Below are 20455 nucleotides of genomic sequence, written 5' to 3' on the forward strand. Positions count from 1 at the left end.
TGTATAGCGTGATGTAAGGCTGCCCATTTTATTGCCGGAAGAGTTTGATATTGATTGGTTGGCTGATAACGCTGTGTTATTCGTTTCTCACCGTGGCATTTCGCACCTATTGCTTAAAAAAAGCGCGCTCAAAGTCGAGTGTTGTTGAGCGCTGTGCCTGCGTTGTACCATCGTTTACACCGCTCTGATCACCAAAGTAAAGCGTATTCCCTGTAATGACGAACGTTGTATAGTCATGAATATCAAATTCAGCACCGTTATAGCGGGTAACATGGGCGTCTAACTCTCGGGCCGCTGTGCCACTTGATGTTGTTATTTCGTTGCCGACGCTGAATGTACCATCAGCCGTAGGATTCGGTGCATAGCTAAGAGGCACGGAACAAGCTGGATCAATATAGTTCTCAATATTGGACGCGTAAAGGTTACCAGAAAATGTCGCTGTGACGATATCGTAGTGGGAATCAGGGTCTAGCTTATCCGCAATCCCGCAGGGTTTTGTCCAGACACCTTCTAAAACAGTAGTACTGCCAGAACTAGTGCCATCGCCAGAACCAGAGCTATCACCGGCACCATCACTAACATCTCCCGTCGAAGATGAACTGCTACTGCTTCCACCACAGGCTGTTAGAGCTGCCATCATTGCAGTCAAACCAATAATCTTCTTTAACATGTCACGCCTCTTAGGTCTCTTAATAAATAATCATGCCCTCAGAATTCACTGAAGATTTATTGGATTATTCCTATTATATGAATGTTTCCCACTAAATATGTGGCTAAAACTGCAGTTCGCAGGTTATAACACTAAGCTTCTAGCAGATCAAAGATTTAACAATATGCTGCAAGTGTTGCTTCTGTTACTGCGTCTGCTTATTCAAGGGGGATCATGGCATGGTTATTACTAGCTATATCTCTTCTGACAGGCGCTTATTAAAGAATCCGTTAGTTAAAAATCCGATCGCCTTGCTGGTCAATCATCTGTTTGGCTTTTCGAATCATCTCTTGGGCACATTGCTCCTGTGTCGGCAGAGCATCCGCACGAATAAAGAGATGCGTCTGCTCACCTTTGGTGATCGTACCGTTAATTCTATAGCTGTGTTCTTCATGAACTGGGGCAGGGGTAATAATATAATCATTGTAGGTTTCTGAAGGCATAACGTCAGGTTCTTTTGGTGTCGATTCACCACCGGCGAATAGTGCTTTTAACGAGGAAAACAGGCCCATGTTATGCTCCTTGTGATTTAAGATTTGGCTGCTTGACTAGCCTCAGCTAGCATTTATGTTTATTGGCAGTGAATTATTTTCTAAATTTAGCCCAAGGATCAACGGGTTTATTGCCAGATTCGCTACGGTTACTCGGCTCAGAACGTCGTTGAGGAGCCTGTCCCCGTTTTTGTGTATTGCCTCGGCCTGCAGCGGGTTTACTACGGCGTTCACCTTTTTTCTCACTGGCATCAGGAGCCTTACGCTTATGGCGTGGGCGCTCAGCTTCATCAGCACTGCCTAGCACGCGGCCATTTTTAGGCACGTAGTTAAGAATAGACACCGGCACTTCTTTTTTAGGTGTAAAACCTTCAACCGTACGACGCTCTAACAGATGATTTAGGCGGCTTTCAATGGCGCATAGGTTTTTAAAATCATCTTTCGATGTTAACGAGATCGCCTCACCAGAGGCACCGGCACGGCCTGTACGGCCAATGCGGTGAATATAATCTTGAGATTCTTGCGGAAGGTCATAATTGACTACACGACTCAGTTGGTCAATATCAATACCACGGGCCGCAACATCGGTTGCAACTAAGTAACGTATTTTGCCGGACTTAAACTCCGCTAACACACGGGTACGTTCTGCTTGACTGCGACCGCTGTGGATGGTGTCTGCAGCAATGCCTCGCTTTTCAAGCTGAGTGGCCAGCTTAGCCGCGCCATGCTTGGTACGAATAAAGATCAATGCCTGATCCCAGTCATTATCAGTAATCAGGTGGCTTAATAACGCTGACTTGGCATCTTTATCTACCGTGATAATCCACTGGTCAATTTTAGGTTGAGCATCAGGACTTTCGGAGATTTTAATCTCAACCGCGTGATGCAACGCGGTGCGAGCCAGCAGACGAACATCTTCTGATAAGGTGGCAGAAAACAGTAGGTTTTGACGCACTGCTGGCAAGCGCTCAATAATTCTGTTGATATCGGCGATAAAGCCCATATCCAACATGCGATCCGCTTCATCTAAAACAAAGTATTTCAACTCATCCAACTGCAGCGCTCGTTGATAGAGCATATCAATCAAGCGGCCAGGGGTGGCAACCAGTAGGTCAACCCCTTCAATAAGGCGCTGCTTTTGGTCATCAATTTTACTGCCACCAAACATCGCCATAGAGGTAAAGTTTAGATGCTTGCCGTACAGCTGAATATTATTCTCAACCTGAATCGCAAGCTCTCGGGTGGGTACCAAAATTAGAGCCTGAACCCGCTTCGCTCGAACGCTTACATCAGGGTCTAGTTGTTGCAGAATCGGTAGCACAAAGCTGGCGGTTTTACCGGTTCCCGTCTGTGCGGCTGCGATCAGATCTTTACCTGCCAACACCTCAGGAATCGCTTGTTGCTGAATAGGTGTCGGTTTCTGGTAGCCCTGTTCAGTAATCGCTTGAACAAGTGAATCGCTTAATCCTAGTTTAGAAAATGGCATCGGGAATCTCGGTGTTAGTAAGTAGTTGGCAAGCAGCTTTCAAATAAAAAAAGAGGGTCTGGCAGTGGCCTGATTGATACCGGCGACTATGTTGGCAATGGTTCAAAATTATGCGGCTATCAAGAGAGGGACTATAGCAAAATAGCAGCCGTTTGGGTAAGCACTTAACGTGGTTTTTAACGGTTTATCTGTTCCCAAAGATGGGCGTCTGGGCTAATCTAGCGAACTGCTAACAACCCTTTGTTTATATTGAGCTATTTGTGCAAATTACTTTTTTAGGTACCTCATCTGGTGCCCCCTCCCGATATCGCAATGTCAGTGCAACGGCCATTCAGCCAGAGAAGAGTAAATCTTGGGTACTGGTTGATTGCGGTGAGGCAACCCAGCATCAGCTACTTTATGTGCCCTTATCACCACAAAAACTAGCCGCGGTGTTAATTACCCATCGCCACGGCGACCATTGCTATGGCTTACCGGGGCTTTTGGCCTCTTGCCAACTGAACGGTCGAACGGAACCCTTGGTACTGGTAGCCCCTGAAGAGGTTTGGCAGTACCTGCAAGCGATGATTCAGCTAACGGATCTACACATCACCTTTCCCCTTGAATTTATACCAGTGTCGAAGGCTCTGGATCTTACCGTATCGGGCTTTCGCATTACGGCCCATATGTTAAGCCATCGCGTACCCAGTTGGGCTTATCGGTTTGAAGAAGTAGGTATTCCACTTAAGCTGGATATGGAACGCCTAGCCGCCCTCAATATCCCAACAGGTGAGCACCTTGGCCGCTTACAAAAGGGAGAGGATATGACCCTAGTGGATGGTCAGAAGCTGTGCAGTGGCGAGCTAACCTTTCCCTCATGGCAGAAGCGAGTGGCTGTTGTTGCCGGTGATAACGATTGCCCTGACCTACTGTCAGAAGCTTGCAACGGCGCGCATGTTCTCGTGCATGAATCAACGTACACCCAGGATGTACTAGAACACGTAGGGCCGGAGCCTCAGCATTCATCTGCGAAAATGGTGGCGGTATTTGCGCAAAAAGTAGGGTTACGTCATTTGTTGCTCACCCACTTTAGCCCGCGTTATCTGCATAGAGCCCGTAAACCCCGTGAGCGCAGCATTGAGCAATTACGGGAAGAGGCAAAGCTGTATTTCACCGGTAAGATGTTTCTAGCGGATGATTTCGAAGTCTATCGGTTAGATCGCTCTGGACATCTCTACTATCAAGAAAATTACCGCAAAGCCCATAAGCAACGCCCCCATAAACAACAAGTCCATAAACAACAACCCAGTTATCAGAGGCAATCTTGATGGAGGCGTCATTTTTAGTAGAAATGGCGGTGCTGTTTTTTTCTGCTTTTATGGCAGCCACTATTTTCCCATTTTACTCTGAGGCTTGGTTGGTTGTTTTGCTTCAGCAGGGGCACAATGCAGCGTTGTTAATAGCCATCGCATCACTGGGTAACACCCTTGGGGCAGTGGTGAACTGGTATTTGGGTAAATACTTATTAACGTATCAGCACAAACGCTGGTTTTATTTTAAGCCGCAACAGATTGAACGTATGCAAGCAGTCTTTCAGCGTTATGGGGTTTGGAGTTTGCTACTGGCATGGTTGCCGATAGTCGGAGATGTTTTGACATTAATCGCGGGAATAATGAAAGTGCGTTTATTACCCTTTTTAGTGCTGGTGGCTATAGGAAAAACCCTGCGTTATTTGGCAGTAGTTTATTTTGCGGGTTGGTTGGTTTCCTAGCCGTGGCCCCCGTTAGGGGAAAAGCTTAGGAATGTCTGTCTTAGATGTTAGCTAAAGAGAGATATTGAGCTTAATATCGCTCAACCGCTCAATGACTAATTAATAGAACGCTTCTCAAGATACGCTTAGTGAGCGTGACGGCCAAAGTTTAGGCTAATTTTTGGCAGTTTGAAGCTAAGGCTACGAACGATAGAAGCTTTTAGGTTAGTGAAAAATGCAGCGATAGCGATATCACGCTCAGCTTTTGCTTGTGCGATGTAAAATTCGATATCGATATTGCCTTGTGCGTCAGTTTTAAAATTGTTATTCATAAGTATTCCTACATAAATTATGGGATAAAGGCTTTAGCAATGCCGGAGAGCGAGTAACTTTCGGTGTTAAACTAAAGTAGGGGTATATTAAGCCTTTATCTTATGATCGACAAACGACCTTTTTTAACTTCATTGATGAGAAAAACTAATCAATAATGGTTTATCACTGATCCTGATACTTTGGAGTTTTCTATCAGACGCTTACCCCCCATGAACGCGCTGCGTGTCTTTGAAGCTGCGGCCCGTAATGAGAGTTTTGCCCAAGCGGCAGAAGAATTATTTATTACCGCTTCTGCGGTAAGCCACCAGATTAAGAGCTTAGAAAGTTATCTGGGGTTAAGCTTATTTCGTCGTAATAAGCGCAAGGTAGAGCTATCGGCGGCGGGCACACAGTATCTACAGTCGATTCGGGCGGCTTTAGATGAGATTGAAGCAGCGACTTATCGGCTAACCTCTAATCCCGAGCGAGATACGGTGACAATTAGCGTGGCACCTAACTTTTTGATCCGATGGTTAATGCCAAGGATGAATCGTTTTCAAGCATTGTTCCCGGATGTGGAATTACAGATTAGCGCATCATCGGGTTTGATCGATTTTAGTAAACAAAACACGGATATGGCTGTCTATTACGGCAACGGTGAGTGGCATGATATTGAAGCGCACTTTTTAAGACATGTTCTTTTAGTTCCGGTATGCAGCCCCGGTCTATTGAAGGGGAAAAAACGGCTTGATCATCCAGAAGACCTTAAGCGTCATACGCTGATTCATGTGGGGAAACGTCAGCACGAGTGGCCTGAATGGCTACAATTGGCAGGGGTTGAATACACGGGGTTCAGTCGAGGATTACAGCTTTCTAGCAGTCAGCTTGCCACAGGGGCCGCCCAAGAGGGTTTAGGTGTTGCCTTAGCGGATAGCACCTTAACATCTCGAGAAATTGAGCAAGGCCGTTTAATCATGCCTTTTGATATTAAGCTGGACACCCATAAGTCCTTTTATCTGGTTTACCAAAAACACAGACCTTTATCACATGCGATGAAGGTGTTTAAAGACTGGATGATTGAAGAGATGCAGCCGAATTTTTCTATTGATTAACGTAAGCATGATGCGTGCAGCTAATAAGAAATGGCGCGTCAGTTAAGCTATTCGCTACACAAGTGCGCCATTTTCTTTGAATCAAAACGTAGGTTCTAGGTGCTGCAACCTAGCCGTTAAAAATCTAGCAGCTAAAAACGTAATACTCTGCATCGGGACTTAGAGCATCTTCACCTAGAATATCTTCTAATGGCGTTGAGCGAGACTTTTGCTTGTAAAGGTCATACGTGATCACTTGAACAGCAAGATCACCGTTATCATCAACGATTAAAACGCTATCATCTTTAATCGCTTTCTGGATCTTCTTCTTTTGGCTGTTTGAAACAGCAATTTCCTGAATGCTCATAGCACTCCTGATTCAATCTTGGGTTAATGGGCTGGCACTGCCAGCTGGCAGGGCACTCTAACGTAAATTATACCGATAGCAAAGAAGAAAGCATTACAGTGTTATCTTCTACAACCATATTCTGCAATGCTAGAGCTTAAACCGGCTTGCTAGAGCATTTAGGTTTTCACTCTCTTGGCTGAGCATATCGCAGGCGGCTTGGGTATCTGTTGCGCCCTCTGCAATTTGATCTGATGCTAAGTGAATAGCGCTTACGCTTTCGCTTAAGTTTCTAGCCACGGCGGTTTGTTCTTCTGTGGCGGTAGCTATCTGACTGCTCATGGCGGCGATTTGCTCTGAGGCCTTCAAAATATGACCAAAAGAGTCCCCTGCATCTCTAACGTGCTCCAGCCCCACCCGCATCTCTTCTTGGCTATTGGTCATCATTGAGGCCGCTTGCCCTGCATGATGTTGCAGAGATTCAATAATCTGGGCAATTTCACCAAGAGATGATTGCGTTTTTTGCGCCAGCTGGCGTACCTCATCAGCAACCACCGCAAAACCTCTACCGGCTTCACCGGCTCTTGCAGCTTCAATCGCCGCGTTTAACGCCAGTAAGTTCGTTTGATCGGTCACATTACCGATAACCTCAGAGATAACGCTAATACTGTGACTATCTTTTTGTAACTTAAGCACTACCTCTGCGGTTTGGCTTAAAGCTGCCGCAAGAGATTCGCTTTGACTGACCGAGCGTTGAATATTGCTCTGACTTTGTTGTGCTTCTGTTTTTGCTTGATCACTATGATCCGATGCTTCCAAGGTACGCTGAACAACTTCTGCAAAGCCGGCTTGCATCTGATCCGTCGCGGCGGCAATTTGTGATATGCCATGGCGCTGAGTATCTAGGTTGATGGTGGTTTCACTAACATGCAGACGCAGATTCTGGCTGGTATTTTCTAGACTAAGAACGCTTTCGTTAATATCAGTGGCAAGGCGAGCAAGACTGACTTGCATCTGATCAAAGTAGTCCGCAGCCGTACCTAGCTCATCTTTGGCAAAGTGGTTCATATCTAAGCGTACGCTAAGATCGCCCTGACCAACCGCCTTCATCTGTTTGATTAACAAGCCCAATGGTAGCGTTACTTTACGAGCCATGATGATACCCATGGAGAGCATAAACCCGGTAATCAGGATCAAGATCACAATGGTCTGCTGAATTAAGCCATCAATTTTCTCCGCCTCGGCGGTTTTTATCGCGATAGCCTCTTTCTCTAAATCCATCTGCAAGCGGCTAAGCAGCTCAACAATGGCATTAAAAGGCGCCAGCATAGGGCCAAGCATCTCTTTACGGGCAACATCTATGCGACCATTGTCGATTAAGCGGATATAGTTTTCCTGCATATCACGGTAATCAGCAATACGTTTCTGGTAATCGACAATATCTTGCTTAATCTCTGGCGTATCCGCTAAACGCTGCATATTGGTCATCGCTATCGCAACTTTTTCATCGTTAAAACGAATGGTTTCGATGATATTCCGGTGCTGACTATCGCTATCGGTTAAGCCGTAATCCAATGCAAAGCGACGGTAAGTAACCGTGTAGTAGCGTAAATTTGATACGGTAGATAAAAGGCTAACATTTCGATCTACTACGGTAACAAATTGATTTTGAATATTATTTAGGGCTAATAACAGATAAATACTTAGCGCAACAATGGCTACAATGGTTGCGCCAAATACCAGCTGTAGCGCTCTAGGAATTGATGTGTTTTTTAACATGGTAAGTTCCAAATAAATTGCGCGTGACGGTCAATGTATCTTAATAGCTCAGGTGATTTATGCCTTGGTTTTTACGTTATACGCCATATAAATCATTTGAGTTTCATTTGGTATGCTTTTTAACCTAGATATTCGTTAGGCCTTGATTCACTTTAGAGATAAGAACATCCCGTCCTTTAATTTTGCCTCGTTTAACCCGCTCTTCTGCTATATGGAGCAATTGTTTGCTATTGAGTTCGGTATTAGAAAACTCTTTCGTATCCACAATGCCGATGGTAACAGAGACAAAAAAGCTATCACTGCCAGTATCAAATCGATGATGAGCGATATAGTTTCGGATTCTGTCGCAAGCAGTAAAGGCTTCTTCTGAATCCGTATTGGGCAATAAAATAGCAAAATTCTGACCCGCATAGCGGGCGATTAAATCCATAGGGCGAACTTGCTGCTGAATCACATCCGCCAGCGTTTCAATGGTGTAATCCCCCGTGGGCTGGCCGTATTTGGTGTTAATGACTTCCATACAGTCGATATCAATAAGCGCAATGGAAAAATGGCCCTCGCCAAATTTTACCCGTTGCATAAAGGCGCTCAATCGACTCATAAAGTAACGACGGTTGAGCACCCCGGTCATACCATCGGTAATGGTTAACTGCTCAACTTGTCGACGGGTTTTACGGGCATCGGTAACATCCAGAAGCACACCGTGGGCTATTTCAATACTGCCATCACTCATACTTGATAGAACCTGACCATGACACAGTATCCAGCGATTGTGGCTTTCATCATTAATCAGCTCCGCCTCAAGCTTAAAAGCAGCGTCTTGTTTACGAATATCATCGCTGAAATGCTTAAAGAAATTTTGAACCGACAACAGAGAATCATCCGCCTTCACTTCTTGTAAGGTGAAAAGACAAGATTCATGTTGCCCCCCCAGAAAAAAAGCACCTTTTTCATCAAGAAATAGGGCGTTCTCAGTTCGATCCCAGCGCCAATAGCCTAGATCGCCCCCCCATAGTGCTAGTTCATACTTTTGCTTATTGCATTCACTGTCAGCTAGAAGCCGCTTGTTCTCTTGTAGCTGTTCCTGCAATCGACGATTAAATATCAACAGCAAGATCACCATCAGTAACGTGCAAAAAATAAGGGTTATAACAATTTGGTGATTTTTGCTAAAAAAATGACTGTTATTTTGGTTCAGAGACCAAAGAAAACCGTCTAGCTCATAATCAGGCTGAAGCAACCCCAGCGACACGAAAGTGTTCGCCATGTGTCGCCAGCGGTTAATATCCATATAACCAACCTCGATCAGATCGGGCAGAATAAGCTCTTTCATCTTATTGTATTCAAACTTAAGGTGCTCGCGGCTGTGGGCGAACGGATAATCACTGTATTTTTCCAGAATAACATCGATGATCTCATCGGGGCGCTCGAAGGCATAACGCCAGCCTCTCATAGCCGCGTGATGAAACCCTTTAACAACCTCAGGATGTTCTTCTATCAATTTTTCACGGGTAAAAAGAGTATCCCCATAAAAGTCAATACCATAGGAACGTGGGAGAATCAGTCGATAGGGGATATTCTGCTGCTCTAAATAAAATGGCTGATTAGTGATAAAAATAGATGTGGCATTAACTTCTTTGTTAATGAGCTTTTCCATCGAAAAGGTTGATGGAATGCGCTCATATTGACGAGGCGTAATGCCCTCTGCCTGTAGCATCGCATGGCTTTCTGCATCATTGGAAAGCGCACCCATTTCAAGGCTGCCTGCGATAAAGTCTTGCGGGGTATAAATATTATTTTCGGCTAAAGCCATCAGGCCTGATGCGGAGTGCTGAAAAATAACCCCCAAAGCCACAACCGGCTGCCCGCTGGTACGTGCTAACAGCAGTTCTGACGCAGACACGCCAAAATCGGCATTGCCACTAAGCACTTCGCTAATAGGGGCTTGATTGGCCCGGCCTGTTCGTATCTCTACGTCTAAGCCTTCGCGGTCAAAAAAACCTTTTTCCTTAGCGGCGTAAAAACCAGCAAACTCAAACTGATGCGTCCAAGGTAACTGCAAAATCACTTTAGTATTGGCCTGAACAGGCGAAGCTAAGGCACAGAGTATCAAAGCGATGCTACATAACGACGTTAAGGCACGAGACATACAGCAGATATCCTTGGAAGAGATGTTCTAAAAGATAAATGATCTTACCTTAAATTAGTCTTCACAGGGAGACTAGGCTAAGCCACCCTGCGTTAGGCGGCTTAAGACTTTAAGTTCTAAGTTCAAGGCTTAAGTCCTAGCGGCCATCCTTAAAAGTGCTCGCCATCGACGGCTCCTGCCCTGTGCGAACAAAATCTTGAGGATCGCCGTGTAATGAAAGGCTCTCTGGTGGCGTATCCTGATTTTGAGCAAAATGTATGGTTGATGTCGGGAAGGCACATTCAGCACCTTTCTCTATAATAATATCCATCACCTTTAGCAGTACATCTTCTTTAATATGATGATAACGAACCCAATCGGTTGTTTTGGTGAAGCAATAGATAAAGAAATCGAGAGACGAGCTGGAGAACTGATTGAAATTAACAATCAATGTTTGGTTGGTGTCTATCTCTGGATGATTTTTTATCATCAGACGCACCTCTTCGGTTATTTCACGCATTTTACTGGCATCATCGTAGCGGATACCTAGGGTTTCGTAGATGCGTCGATTGTTCATCCGTGATGGGTTTTCAACGGCAATGGATGAAAAGCTAGCATTGGGCACATATAGCGGGCGCTTATCAAAAGTGCGAATAACCGTTTGCCGCCAGCCAATACGTTCAACAACCCCTTCAATATTACGATCTGGCGAACGAATCCAGTCTCCTTCGGTAAAAGGGCGGTCCAGATAAATCGTTAACCCACCAAAGAAGTTTGCCAGCATATCTTTAGCCGCAAAACCGATAGCCATCCCACCGATACCACCAAAGGCGAGCACACCTGAAACGCTAAAACCTAAGGTTTGTAGTGCCACTAAAGCCGAGGTAATAAACACAGAAAGACGCAATAGCTTAGTAATCGCATCCAGCGTGGTTCGGTCAAAAGGTTTACCGGCAATGGTTTTCGCTTCAATTAAATTATGTTCAGCGCGCTTAATCAGCCGTGTTAACGCCATAGAAATAAGGACGATGATTAACACATCCCGTATCGCAGGAACCGCCTCAAAGATTGTTGCGTCGGTTTCTTGTCCGATAATTTTACAGCTAAACGCGATACCTAAAACCCAGAGCGCATAGGTTAACGGGCGCTGAATTGCATAAATAACGGCATCATCCCAAGGGGTTTGGGTTTTATTGGCAACATCATGAAGCTTTTTGATCACTCGAACCTGCAACAGGTTTAAAATACCTGTGGCGAGCAAAACCGCAAAAATTTGAATGACCCATGTTTCTGCGTGAAGCGTTTGGCTTGCTTGGCTGATCAGTTCCATTCCAAGGTTATCGGGCTGAACTTGCGTATCTTGAGGCATTGGTCGACCTTAAATTACAGATTATCGCGTCTGTTTCTTGGCCACTACGACGCATATTATTAGGCATTACTAAAACGATAAACGGTACTAATAAATAAATGCGCAAGCAGCCAAACTGTTGATATAAACCGAAGCAATAAGAACACAGTGTGCTTAAAGGGTAAAGTACGCTTAAAGCGCAAAGTAAGAATAATGTCGTGACACTGAAAAATCTGCATTATCTTTGCTTAAAAAGCGCGCGCGCGATCAAAGCAGGCGGTCAAAATCGTGCTGACTGAAAAAGCTCTCTGTAGATAAAACCTTGAATGTAATCAACACCCAACAGGTGAGCGAATTCAAGATCGTTTTCTGTCTCGACACCTTCAAGTATCAGCTTTTTGCCTGTAGCGCGGGCAAAATCACAAAGAGAGTGCAGCAGTTCTTTATGGTGAGGTACGTTCTGATTTTTAAGCCACGACCGATCAAGTTTTAAAAAATCGACACTTAAAAGCACCTCAAACGAGAGCATACTGTTAGGCGCACCAATATCATCTAACGCAATCTGCACGCCGTTTTCCTGAAATGCGGCTCCCATTTGACTGCTATAAAGTGCATCACTGGCACTGCTGTTTTCAATAATTTCGACAACCAGATTACGTTTACCGGCGATTAGGTTCAGCAAGGGATTTTCTGAGTTATCGCCGAAGACGACAAATGCATGAGGGTCTATATTGAGGAAAAGTTTTGTATCCTTTGGTGCCGCCTCTAACTGAAGCTGCTTCATTTGGTATTCAATATTAAATAAGCTGAGTTTATCTTCATGCAGTGCGTCAAAAACCCAATCTGGGCGCACACTTTTACCTAAGTGATTGTAAAACCGTGCAAGGCACTCCCAACCCATAATATGGCCTGACGCTAACTCAACGATAGGCTGATATTCCGCTCCAAATCGACGATTGTTCATGATGTCGTAAAGAGTACTGTTATCAATATTAGAGGTTTTCTCAGACATTATCCGCAGCCTTAAATAAGTTGATCGTTGATATGGTATCAAGAGACATTGCTATTCCGTAATCCTATGATTATCAAGGGTTAACGTTTTGCCTGTCAACAAACGAGATCAATTATCATTAACTTACGGTAGGATAAAGCCATTGCAGGTGCGTAGCAAAAAGAACTGCTATAGAATGCCGCCGTAATAGCCAGATGATCTGGTACTCTAATAACCATCTGGTTCTCTAAATAACAGGATGCTACCTTGTGATTTATCTTTCTTTTGTGACAGTGCTTTGGGCCGTGTCCTTTAGCCTTATTGGGGTTTATTTAGCAGGGCAAGTGGATGGCTATTTTGCCGTATTAACACGTATTGTGCTGGCAGGGCTGCTGTTTTTACCTTTCACCCGCTGGAATGGTTTACCTAATCGCCTGAAAGGCGGCATTACACTGGTGGGCAGTTTGCAGTTTGGTATTACCTATGTCTGCTTATATCAATCCTTTCTGTATTTGAGTGTGCCAGAGGTCTTGCTGTTTACGATCTTTACGCCACTGTATGTCACCTTAATTGATGACCTTATGAATCGTCGGTTTACTTTAGCGCCTCTGGTAGCAACGGCCATTGCCGTGATTGGTGCCGGTGTGATTCGTTATAAAGATTTAAGCGATGATTTTGTAACGGGTTTTTTATTGCTTCAAGTGGCGAATATCGCCTTTGCTTTGGGGCAAGTAGGTTACGCTAATCTGATCAAACGTTACCCTGTGGATCTGCCTGCTTGGCGCTTCTTTGGCTACTTCTTCTTAGGCGCATTGTTAGTGGTGCTACCGGCGTTCTTAGTTTTTGGGAACGCCGACAAACTGCCTTCAACGGCATTACAGTGGGGCGTTCTATCTTGGCTAGGGCTAGTGGCATCAGGCTTAGGTTTTTATCTTTGGAATAAAGGCGCTTGCCTTGTTGATGCGGGGACCCTTGGCATTATGAATAACGCCTTAGTGCCGACAGGCTTGATTGTCAATTTCACCATTTGGAACCGTGACGTTGACTGGCTTCGCCTGGCAATTGGCGGTGGTATTATTATTCTATCCTTGGTCGTTAACGCCCTTTGGAACAAATGGTTCCACTTGGATGACAAAGCGGTAAAAGCATAACTTATGAAGAAGCTACAAATAAAAAAGAAGCTATAAAGAAAAAAGCAGCACAGATAGATAATAGACGTTATCCGTGCTGCCAATTCAGAGATCAACGGTAGACTGTAGACAGACTACGGTGGGGAATCTATGGAAAATAAACTACGGGATTAATCGTAAATAGTCGGTATTGGTTGACGTTTATGTTGCGTCGTCTGGTAGATTTTAACCAGCCGTTCGACAACCTCTTCTGGTACTGGCTTACCTTCCAGAAAATCATCAATTTGGTCGTAGCTTAGAGCCAGTGCATCTTCATCCGCTTTTTGTGGTGCTAATTCTTCAAGATCTGCGGTAGGGGTTTTGTGAACCAACAGCTCGGGAGCGCCAAGCTCCGCTGCAAGTTGGCGAACTTGACGTTTATTCAAGCCAAATAGCGGAGCCAGATCACAGGCACCATCGCCATATTTAGTGTAAAAACCGGTGATATTTTCTGCGGAATGATCGGTGCCTAATACTAAGCCTCCGGTCATACCCGCAATTTCATATTGGGCGATCATACGCGCGCGGGCTTTGACATTGCCTTTAACAAAGTCGATGGTTGCTGGGGATTCTGGGATTAATCCTGTACCTGCAAGGGCATCAAGAGTACTGCTGTGAAGGCCGTCTACCCCCGTTCGAATATTGACACTGACAGAATGCGACGGCTGAATAAAGCGCAGTGCTAGCTGAGCCTCTTCTTCATCTTTTTGCGCGCCAAAGGGAAGCCGAACCGCAATAAACTGATAGTCATTGCTATTTTCTGCATTTAACTCATCCACGGCCTGCTGAGCAAGACGGCCACAGGTCGTGGAATCAACACCGCCGCTAATACCCAGCACAAGGGTCTTACAATGGGCAGCTTTTAATGTCTGTTTAATAAAGTCGGTGCGACGGCGAATCTCAAAAGGCGGATCAATTTCAGGTAAAACATGCATCTCTTTTCGGATAGTTTCTTGCATTGTGTGCACCACTTTAGATTATTGCAGGGTCCTGCGTGTTAGGTTTTGGTGCGCTGCCTTTGTTGGCAAAATAACGCACTCGTTTAGTCATATCGGGTTGAGCTTTCAAGGCTATCAACCCTGAGGAACTCGGCGAGAAGGTTTTGACCATGAAGGATCAGGTTTGTTTTTTATTCTTGGGCTTCTGGTATAACCCTGATCGCCAACAGGCTTAAGGTCGCATCGAAGCTGCCCTTTTAGTTCTTTTTTAAGTTCAAAATAACGGTTGACACCGTAGGCCATTTCTCGGGTTGTAGCGTGTAGACCAAAGCATGTTGACACGCCGTATGCTTCAGAATAATTCTGACATATCTGAACTTGTTGACCGGATATATCTGCAAGGGTATAGACGGTTTCATCGCTGTTAATATCAACCCGCTCCAATGTTAGCGCTTGGCTTTCTCCGCGAACAAGCTCAAAAGAAACCCCTTTCAGTGGTTTCCACTTTTTACTGGAATAAGTATAGATAGGATCAAGCACGCACTGAATAAGATCACCGTACAGGGCATTACGTCGAATCGACTCACGGAGCTTCTGGCGCTCGGTTTTGGCCTCTAGTTCCGCTTGATAGCGGGCGGTGGCAGCTCGCTGCTGTTCTTTTTCAACCTCAGCCTGTGCCTTGTGGGCTTCCAGTTTTTGAGCGCTGCTCATTATGTCCCAATGATCATCGTCAATACCTAAGGGGTTGGAGCTACAACCGGCCATAATAACGGACAGTAGAAGTGTTGTAAGACCAAATAATCGTCTAGCAAAATACATCCAATTAAGGGAGATCACGCGAGATCCTTTTGCGAAAATTAACTCAATGTCTTTTTAAATTAACTCAATGCCTTTTTAACAAGAGCCAACTGCTCTTCTGTCAGTGGAAGTTGCAGCGCGGCTTGATGGCCTGCCTCAGACATTTTCCCCCAAGTTTTTTGAATAATATCAATCAGCCTCGGTTCCGTATGTTTAGCCATAAAAGGTGTTAGATAAAATTCAAGAAACACTAAGCAAATAACATCTTCTAATGCTTGTACCTCAGGATCTTGTTTAAGCTGTTTTTTCTGTAGCAGGATCTGTACCCGTTCTGCATTTTCTGGACTGTAACCCGCTTGTAGCATTAGTTCGGCGGTTTTTTCACCGTGAAACTTGCCTAACTGGGTACGCCAGTGTTTATAACCCACACGGCCTTCTGGGTAATCTGAGCGAGGGATACTCCAACGCTGAATATGTTGGCCCCGTGCCGCAATCTGTAACAACTCTGATGCCTCCGGTGCAAATTGATTCAGCGTTTGACTCATACGTTGGCCGTAAAGCCATTCTTTGGCAACGTTTTGATTGTTCCAGGACTCCTGATTCGGGTCTTCATTATTGGCCTGATCTATCAGGTCAAGCACCTGCTGAAGCTTAGATGGGTTCAAAGCGTTCGAGGAATTTAAAGATTTCGAGCTACTGGTCATCACCTTAATGGGTCCTGTTTAAGTACTGATATGTGCTATGTTAATGAGTTGCAGCCGTTATGCGCTGCAAAAACTAAGCCTGTTAATCGTAGGTTGAGTGTACCATGATCCTAAAACTTCTCTCATGGCTCTAAACCGTCTTAAGAGCCGGCCATCATGATAATGATTGTTTACTAAATATTTGAGGTTTGCCATGTTAAGAACGTTACTCTTAACCCTATTATCGCTAATGGCACTATCGGCAAACTCTGTTCTGTGCCGCTTAGCGTTAACGGGGACAACGAATATAGGGTCAACTGAGACTGGGGGTTCAACCGGTATTGACCCCGTTAGCTTTACCTTATTACGCCTTGGTGCCGGCATTGTTATGTTGTGGTTGTTAGTGATGGCTTTGCGTTTTAAAAATGCGAAAACACAAACGACCAAAGCTCAGTCTGGGGGAAGCTACAAAGCCGCCTTTATGTTGTTTTTGTATGCGTTCTCATTCTCGGTGGCTTACCTTGATTTAGAAACAGGGGCTGGGGCGCTAATTCTCTTTGGAGCGGTTCAGCTCACCATGATTCTTGCCGGTTGGTTGCAAGGACATAAACTTTATCCTATTGAATGGTTAGGCGTGGGACTTGCCTTCGCAGGTTTTGTCTATTTAGTGCTACCAGGGTTTAGTACTCCAAGTTTCTCCGGCTTTATTCTAATGACCGTATCGGGTATTGCCTGGGGCTTTTACACCCTCATGGGGCGTGGCTCTAAAACCCCAGCATTGGACACCGCTAAAAACTTTTTGCTGACATGGCCTTGGCTCCTGCTTTTACTAGTGTGGTTATTTGTACAAGGCATCGATTGGAGCCAAGACGGTGTTTTATTGGCGCTGTTGTCCGGTGCGATCACATCTGGTCTGGGTTACGTTATCTGGTACGCAACCTTGCCTTTTTATACCTCAACCCAAGCCGCTGTTTTACAGTTACTAGTGCCGGTTATCGCCAGCCTGGGAGGCGTAGCATTTGTTTCTGAACCGATCACCATGACATTAATCATCGCATCACTGATGATTCTAGGCGGTATCTTCCTTGTGATTGTTGGCCGTTGGTATTTACTTAGACTTAGAAAGGTATCTACTTAGAAAAATATAATTGAAACAGCGCTACAACTTCATAAAAAAATCATCATTAAAGAGACAAATAAAAAATATTGCTCAGAGGGAACTTTGTTTTTATAGTACTTGTCTAAGCCTCAACGAACCAAACACCTGATGCCTTTTTGGCCTCAGGTGTTTTTTATTGGCTCGGTTTTATTTTTTTAAGTTTCTTTTTAATACCATTTATTGATGCATTCGAAACTGTTTTCAGGCAAATCGCCTGAAGTGTTGTTAAGGAAAAAGAAGATGCAAAATACACAGCCGGATATTGTCGTTTCTGAACATGATGCAGAGATGCTAGATGAGCTTTTGGCTAAGGTCTCTCTGAAAGATTTTCCCGGTAAAGCTAATCTGGAAAAAGAGCTAGATCGCGCCTCAATCGTGCCTTCTGCAAAAATTCCGGCTAATGTTGTGACCATGAACTCTAAAGTGCGTTTTAAAGATACCACTTCTGAAAAGAGCTTTATCATGACATTGGTTTACCCTAAAAATGCGGGGCAAGAAGGCACGATTTCAGTGCTTGCTCCTGTGGGAAGCGCTCTTTTGGGTTTATCCGTTGGTCAAAATATTAGTTGGCCAAAGCCTGCTGGCGGAGAGGTACAGATGATGATCGAAGAGATCCTCTATCAGCCAGAACGTGATGGGGCGAAACAAACATTGGATGTGCCAGAGCCTAAATAACGCGGCTATATCACTAATACCATCAACATAATCAACATAGCCCTGCCAAATGGCAGGGTTTTTTATAGCGGCGTTTTGCCCAGCGTGCTAATAGACCAGCGTGCTAATAGAACTGAGCACCGACCAGTAAGAACCCAAATAACAATGTACTGATAAGTGTTAGCTGACCGCCGGGGGTTATATAGGCCATTTCACCTTGTTGGCGGCTACGCCAGACCATCGCTACAGGAATAAAAATAGCTAAGATCGTTAAGGCTAAACCGGCATAGCTCAAGGCCTTAATAAATTCCCCTGGCGCACTAGAGGCCATGATCAAAGAAGGAACCAGCGTTAATATGATCGCTGGTAATTTACCGTTAACCATCGGTTTTTGATCGCACATCTCACGAATAAAGCCGAACAGAGCCAAGGCGACCCCAAGAAAAGAGGTTAACAGCGCCATCGCCGCAAACCACTTCAGTATAGAACCTAAGCCTGCTTCGCTTTCACCAACAGTGCTAACGAGCTGTTCAACGCCGCTAAGCTGGGCGAGTTTAGCCGGATCAACCGCGCTCATGCAGGCCCAAAACCAAGCGATATAGCAGATGAGGGGAATCAGACTACCGATAATCACCACATGACTAAAATGCTTACCTTCTGCATCACCGGTGTAACGCACCAACGGTGGAATCACCACCATAAAGCCAAATGAGGTAAACAATACAGGCAGCGCCATCATTATCTGAGACGCCGTATCTCCGGTCTGAACACGGGCTAGTGCTAAGTGAACAGAATGCTCCGCATCCAGTGTCGCTAAGGAGTAAAGGGCAAATGCCATAGTCATCAGCATGACCACGAAAAAGAAGCGATTTAAGCGATCTACCGCCCCAGTGCCGAGTACGATAGTAATACCCGCAAGCAGAGTAAATAGTATTCGGCTAAAACCAAGACTCACTTCAACCCCAATATAGCTAAGAGCCGCCTGTAGCAACTCACTAGCCCCCAAGATATAGGCCATCAATAGAAAAACCAGCAGAAAAATCATGCTGATATTGGTGATTAGCTGCCCAACCCGCCCTAACCAGTGGCCGGACATCGCGTGCATGTTTTCACCGGGATGATGGTTGACATTCACTTCCAGTAGAAGCAAAGCAGCAAGGGTTGTAAATGCCCAAACAAAAAACAGCAAGCCTAAACCCATGGCTAACCCAAGAGGCGCTAAAACCATTGGAATAGCAAGCATACCTGCGCCTAATGCCGTCCCTGCTACGAGAAGTGTACTACCTAAAAAGCGAGTGGATGCCACCTGTTGCCCCCAGTATTGTCGTCATTATGACGTGAAGTGATATAAGAGTTTGAATAGGCGGGGATACTACCCAAAAGCATTTTTTTAGGCCAGTATTTTGTCTTTTTACGCTATATCTAGTTGATTAGACTAGAAAATAAAGGAAATACATAGATAAAAACATCAAGGCGCTGTTTTAAAACAGCGCCAAGAATAAGGCTAGAGCTCTACGATCAACTTACCTTGATTACCACCGGTAAAGAGCAAATTCAGTCCGCCGATAGCCGAGGTTAGCCCTTTTAAGGTATGGCTGCGGTACTGAATCTGGCCTTTTTGTACAAAGGGTACCAACAGCTCCAGTATCTGAGGTACTTCATGGAAGTGGTCCGGCATGGTGAAACCTTGAATGGTTAGCCGCTTCTTAATGATATTGATCCAGTTTGGCCCTGGTGCGGGTTCTGCGACGGTGTAATCCGCGATCATACCGCAAACAATGATCTGTCCGTGGGCGTTCATACGCTGGAAAATCAACGATTGAATCGGGCCACCGGTATTCTCAAAGAATAGATCAATACCGTCGGGGGTTAGCTCGGTCAGTTTCTCGTTCAGGTTATCCGTTTTATAGTTAATTGCACCGTCAAAACCCAGGATGTTAACGATCCAGTCGGCTTTATCATCGCTGCCAACCACACCAATAACACGCAGACCTTTTGCTTTTGCAAGCTGACCAACAATAGATCCCACGGAACCTGCCGCACCTGTCACAACGAGTGTATCCCCTGACTTAGGCTGAGCCATTCGTAACAGCCCTTGGGTGGCGGTTAAGCCAGGTAGTGCTAAAACCGAAAGCACCATATCCGCAGGAAGAGACGGATCAACCTTATTGATCCCCTGACCATTACTGACCGCATATTCTTGCCAGCCAAACATGCCGGTCACAGAGTCACCAACGGCAAAATCAGGGTGCTGGCTTTCAATCACTTCAGCATAGCCACTGGAGCGCATCACATCATTTAACTCAACCGGCGGAATATAGCTGTCACGGTCAGCAGACATCCAACCGAGCATCGCAGGGTCAAGGGACATATGGCTTTGCTTAACAAGAAACTGACCTGTCTCAATCTTGGGTACTGGCTGGGTTTCTACTTTAAACAGTTCAGCCGTTGGCGCGCCCTGTGGACGAGCAATCAGTTTAATTTGCGTATTTTGTGTTATAGAAGACATTTGAGTAAACCTTATTGAATCATGATTGTTGCTAATGAGGCTATTTTAACGGCTGAATTCAAGAGATATAGGTACTAAAATAAGAATCATCTTTGTCTTAATGACAATAATAATAGCGTTAGCATTTTTTAATTA

20 protein-coding genes are annotated in these 20455 nt (G+C 45.0%); 6 read left to right on the forward strand and 14 right to left on the reverse strand.

Features of this window, described 5'->3' with window-relative positions; all coding sequences use genetic code 11:
* Positions 1-106: 106 nt before the first annotated feature.
* The 3 genes from G517_RS0110500 to G517_RS18715 form a co-directional block, all read right to left on the reverse strand.
* Positions 107-670, reverse strand: a complete 564-nt coding sequence (locus tag G517_RS0110500) for a hypothetical protein (RefSeq protein WP_028304376.1) — start codon at positions 668-670, stop codon at positions 107-109.
* A gap of 269 nt (positions 671-939) precedes the next feature.
* Complete coding sequence (locus G517_RS0110510; protein WP_028304377.1) at positions 940-1221, reverse strand: HlyU family transcriptional regulator; 282 nt, start codon at positions 1219-1221, stop codon at positions 940-942.
* Between the two features lie 73 nt (positions 1222-1294).
* Positions 1295-2686 (reverse strand): DEAD/DEAH box helicase, encoded by a 1392-nt coding sequence (locus G517_RS18715; RefSeq protein ID WP_051206298.1) that lies wholly within the window; start codon positions 2684-2686, stop codon positions 1295-1297.
* A gap of 260 nt (positions 2687-2946) precedes the next feature.
* Between G517_RS18715 and G517_RS18720 the strand changes: the two genes are divergently transcribed.
* Both G517_RS18720 and G517_RS0110525 read left to right on the forward strand, forming a co-directional pair.
* The gene (locus G517_RS18720) at positions 2947-3993 is read left to right on the forward strand and encodes a ribonuclease Z (RefSeq protein WP_084632165.1); all 1047 of its coding nucleotides are present in this window, start codon (positions 2947-2949) and stop codon (positions 3991-3993) included.
* Entirely contained in the window at positions 3993-4436 is a 444-nt protein-coding gene (locus G517_RS0110525) for a YqaA family protein (protein ID WP_028304378.1), read from the forward strand. The genes G517_RS18720 and G517_RS0110525 overlap by 1 nt, the downstream gene beginning before the upstream one ends.
* Positions 4437-4561: 125 nt before the next feature.
* Here the strand turns inward: G517_RS0110525 and G517_RS0110530 are convergent, their stop codons facing one another.
* Positions 4562-4747 (reverse strand): hypothetical protein, encoded by a 186-nt coding sequence (locus G517_RS0110530; protein WP_028304379.1) that lies wholly within the window; start codon positions 4745-4747, stop codon positions 4562-4564.
* A 180-nt stretch (positions 4748-4927) separates the two neighbouring features.
* Between G517_RS0110530 and gcvA the strand changes: the two genes are divergently transcribed.
* Positions 4928-5839, forward strand: a complete 912-nt coding sequence (gene gcvA / locus G517_RS0110535; protein WP_342662503.1) for a transcriptional regulator GcvA — start codon at positions 4928-4930, stop codon at positions 5837-5839.
* A 124-nt stretch (positions 5840-5963) separates the two neighbouring features.
* Here gcvA and G517_RS0110540 read toward each other — a convergent pair whose 3' ends face one another.
* The 5 genes from G517_RS0110540 to G517_RS0110560 all read right to left on the reverse strand — a co-directional run bounded on the left by G517_RS0110540 (position 5964) and on the right by G517_RS0110560 (position 12431).
* Entirely contained in the window at positions 5964-6185 is a 222-nt protein-coding gene (locus G517_RS0110540) for a hypothetical protein (RefSeq protein ID WP_028304381.1), read from the reverse strand.
* Positions 6186-6314: 129 nt separating this feature from the next.
* Positions 6315-7943, reverse strand: coding sequence for a methyl-accepting chemotaxis protein (locus tag G517_RS0110545; RefSeq protein ID WP_028304382.1), 1629 nt, complete (start codon positions 7941-7943; stop codon positions 6315-6317).
* 124 nt (positions 7944-8067) lie between these two features.
* Positions 8068-10092 carry an ABC transporter substrate-binding protein gene (locus G517_RS20165; RefSeq protein ID WP_051206299.1) on the reverse strand — a complete coding sequence of 675 codons (2025 nt, stop codon included), beginning with the start codon at positions 10090-10092 and terminating at the stop codon, positions 8068-8070.
* 136 nt (positions 10093-10228) lie between these two features.
* Positions 10229-11440 (reverse strand): mechanosensitive ion channel family protein, encoded by a 1212-nt coding sequence (locus G517_RS18730; RefSeq protein ID WP_245543233.1) that lies wholly within the window; start codon positions 11438-11440, stop codon positions 10229-10231.
* A gap of 259 nt (positions 11441-11699) precedes the next feature.
* A complete protein-coding gene (locus G517_RS0110560; RefSeq protein WP_051206300.1) occupies positions 11700-12431 on the reverse strand; it encodes an EAL domain-containing protein in 732 nt (243 codons plus the stop codon).
* A gap of 248 nt (positions 12432-12679) precedes the next feature.
* Here G517_RS0110560 and G517_RS18735 point away from each other — a divergent pair, with 248 nt between their 5' ends.
* Positions 12680-13561, forward strand: coding sequence for a carboxylate/amino acid/amine transporter (locus G517_RS18735; protein ID WP_036591194.1), 882 nt, complete (start codon positions 12680-12682; stop codon positions 13559-13561).
* A gap of 149 nt (positions 13562-13710) precedes the next feature.
* Here the strand turns inward: G517_RS18735 and nadE are convergent, their stop codons facing one another.
* From nadE to G517_RS0110580, 3 genes are all read right to left on the reverse strand, one after another.
* Entirely contained in the window at positions 13711-14538 is an 828-nt protein-coding gene (nadE, locus tag G517_RS0110570; RefSeq protein WP_028304384.1) for an ammonia-dependent NAD(+) synthetase, read from the reverse strand.
* A 114-nt stretch (positions 14539-14652) separates the two neighbouring features.
* Positions 14653-15354: a hypothetical protein gene (locus G517_RS0110575; RefSeq protein ID WP_157833183.1), complete on the reverse strand. Its 702-nt coding sequence runs from the start codon at positions 15352-15354 to the stop codon at positions 14653-14655.
* Between the two features lie 41 nt (positions 15355-15395).
* Complete coding sequence (locus G517_RS0110580) at positions 15396-16019, reverse strand: DUF4202 domain-containing protein (protein ID WP_084632166.1); 624 nt, start codon at positions 16017-16019, stop codon at positions 15396-15398.
* 193 nt (positions 16020-16212) lie between these two features.
* Between G517_RS0110580 and G517_RS0110585 the strand changes: the two genes are divergently transcribed.
* Positions 16213-17136, forward strand: coding sequence for a DMT family transporter (locus G517_RS0110585; RefSeq protein ID WP_028304387.1), 924 nt, complete (start codon positions 16213-16215; stop codon positions 17134-17136).
* Positions 17137-17397: 261 nt separating this feature from the next.
* Complete coding sequence (gene rnk, locus G517_RS18740) at positions 17398-17832, forward strand: nucleoside diphosphate kinase regulator (RefSeq protein WP_051206301.1); 435 nt, start codon at positions 17398-17400, stop codon at positions 17830-17832.
* A 103-nt stretch (positions 17833-17935) separates the two neighbouring features.
* On the opposite strand, the gene G517_RS0110595 is transcribed toward rnk, so the two are convergent.
* Together G517_RS0110595 and G517_RS0110600 are read right to left on the reverse strand one after the other, a co-directional pair.
* Positions 17936-19117, reverse strand: a complete 1182-nt coding sequence (locus G517_RS0110595) for an amino acid permease (RefSeq protein WP_028304388.1) — start codon at positions 19115-19117, stop codon at positions 17936-17938.
* 198 nt (positions 19118-19315) lie between these two features.
* Entirely contained in the window at positions 19316-20320 is a 1005-nt protein-coding gene (locus tag G517_RS0110600; RefSeq protein WP_211224283.1) for an NADP-dependent oxidoreductase, read from the reverse strand.
* Between the last annotated feature and the right edge of the window lie 135 nt (positions 20321-20455).

This window comes from Oceanospirillum maris DSM 6286 (assembly GCF_000422865.1).
In the GTDB taxonomy this organism is placed as follows: Bacteria; Pseudomonadota; Gammaproteobacteria; order Pseudomonadales; family Halomonadaceae; genus Oceanospirillum; species Oceanospirillum maris.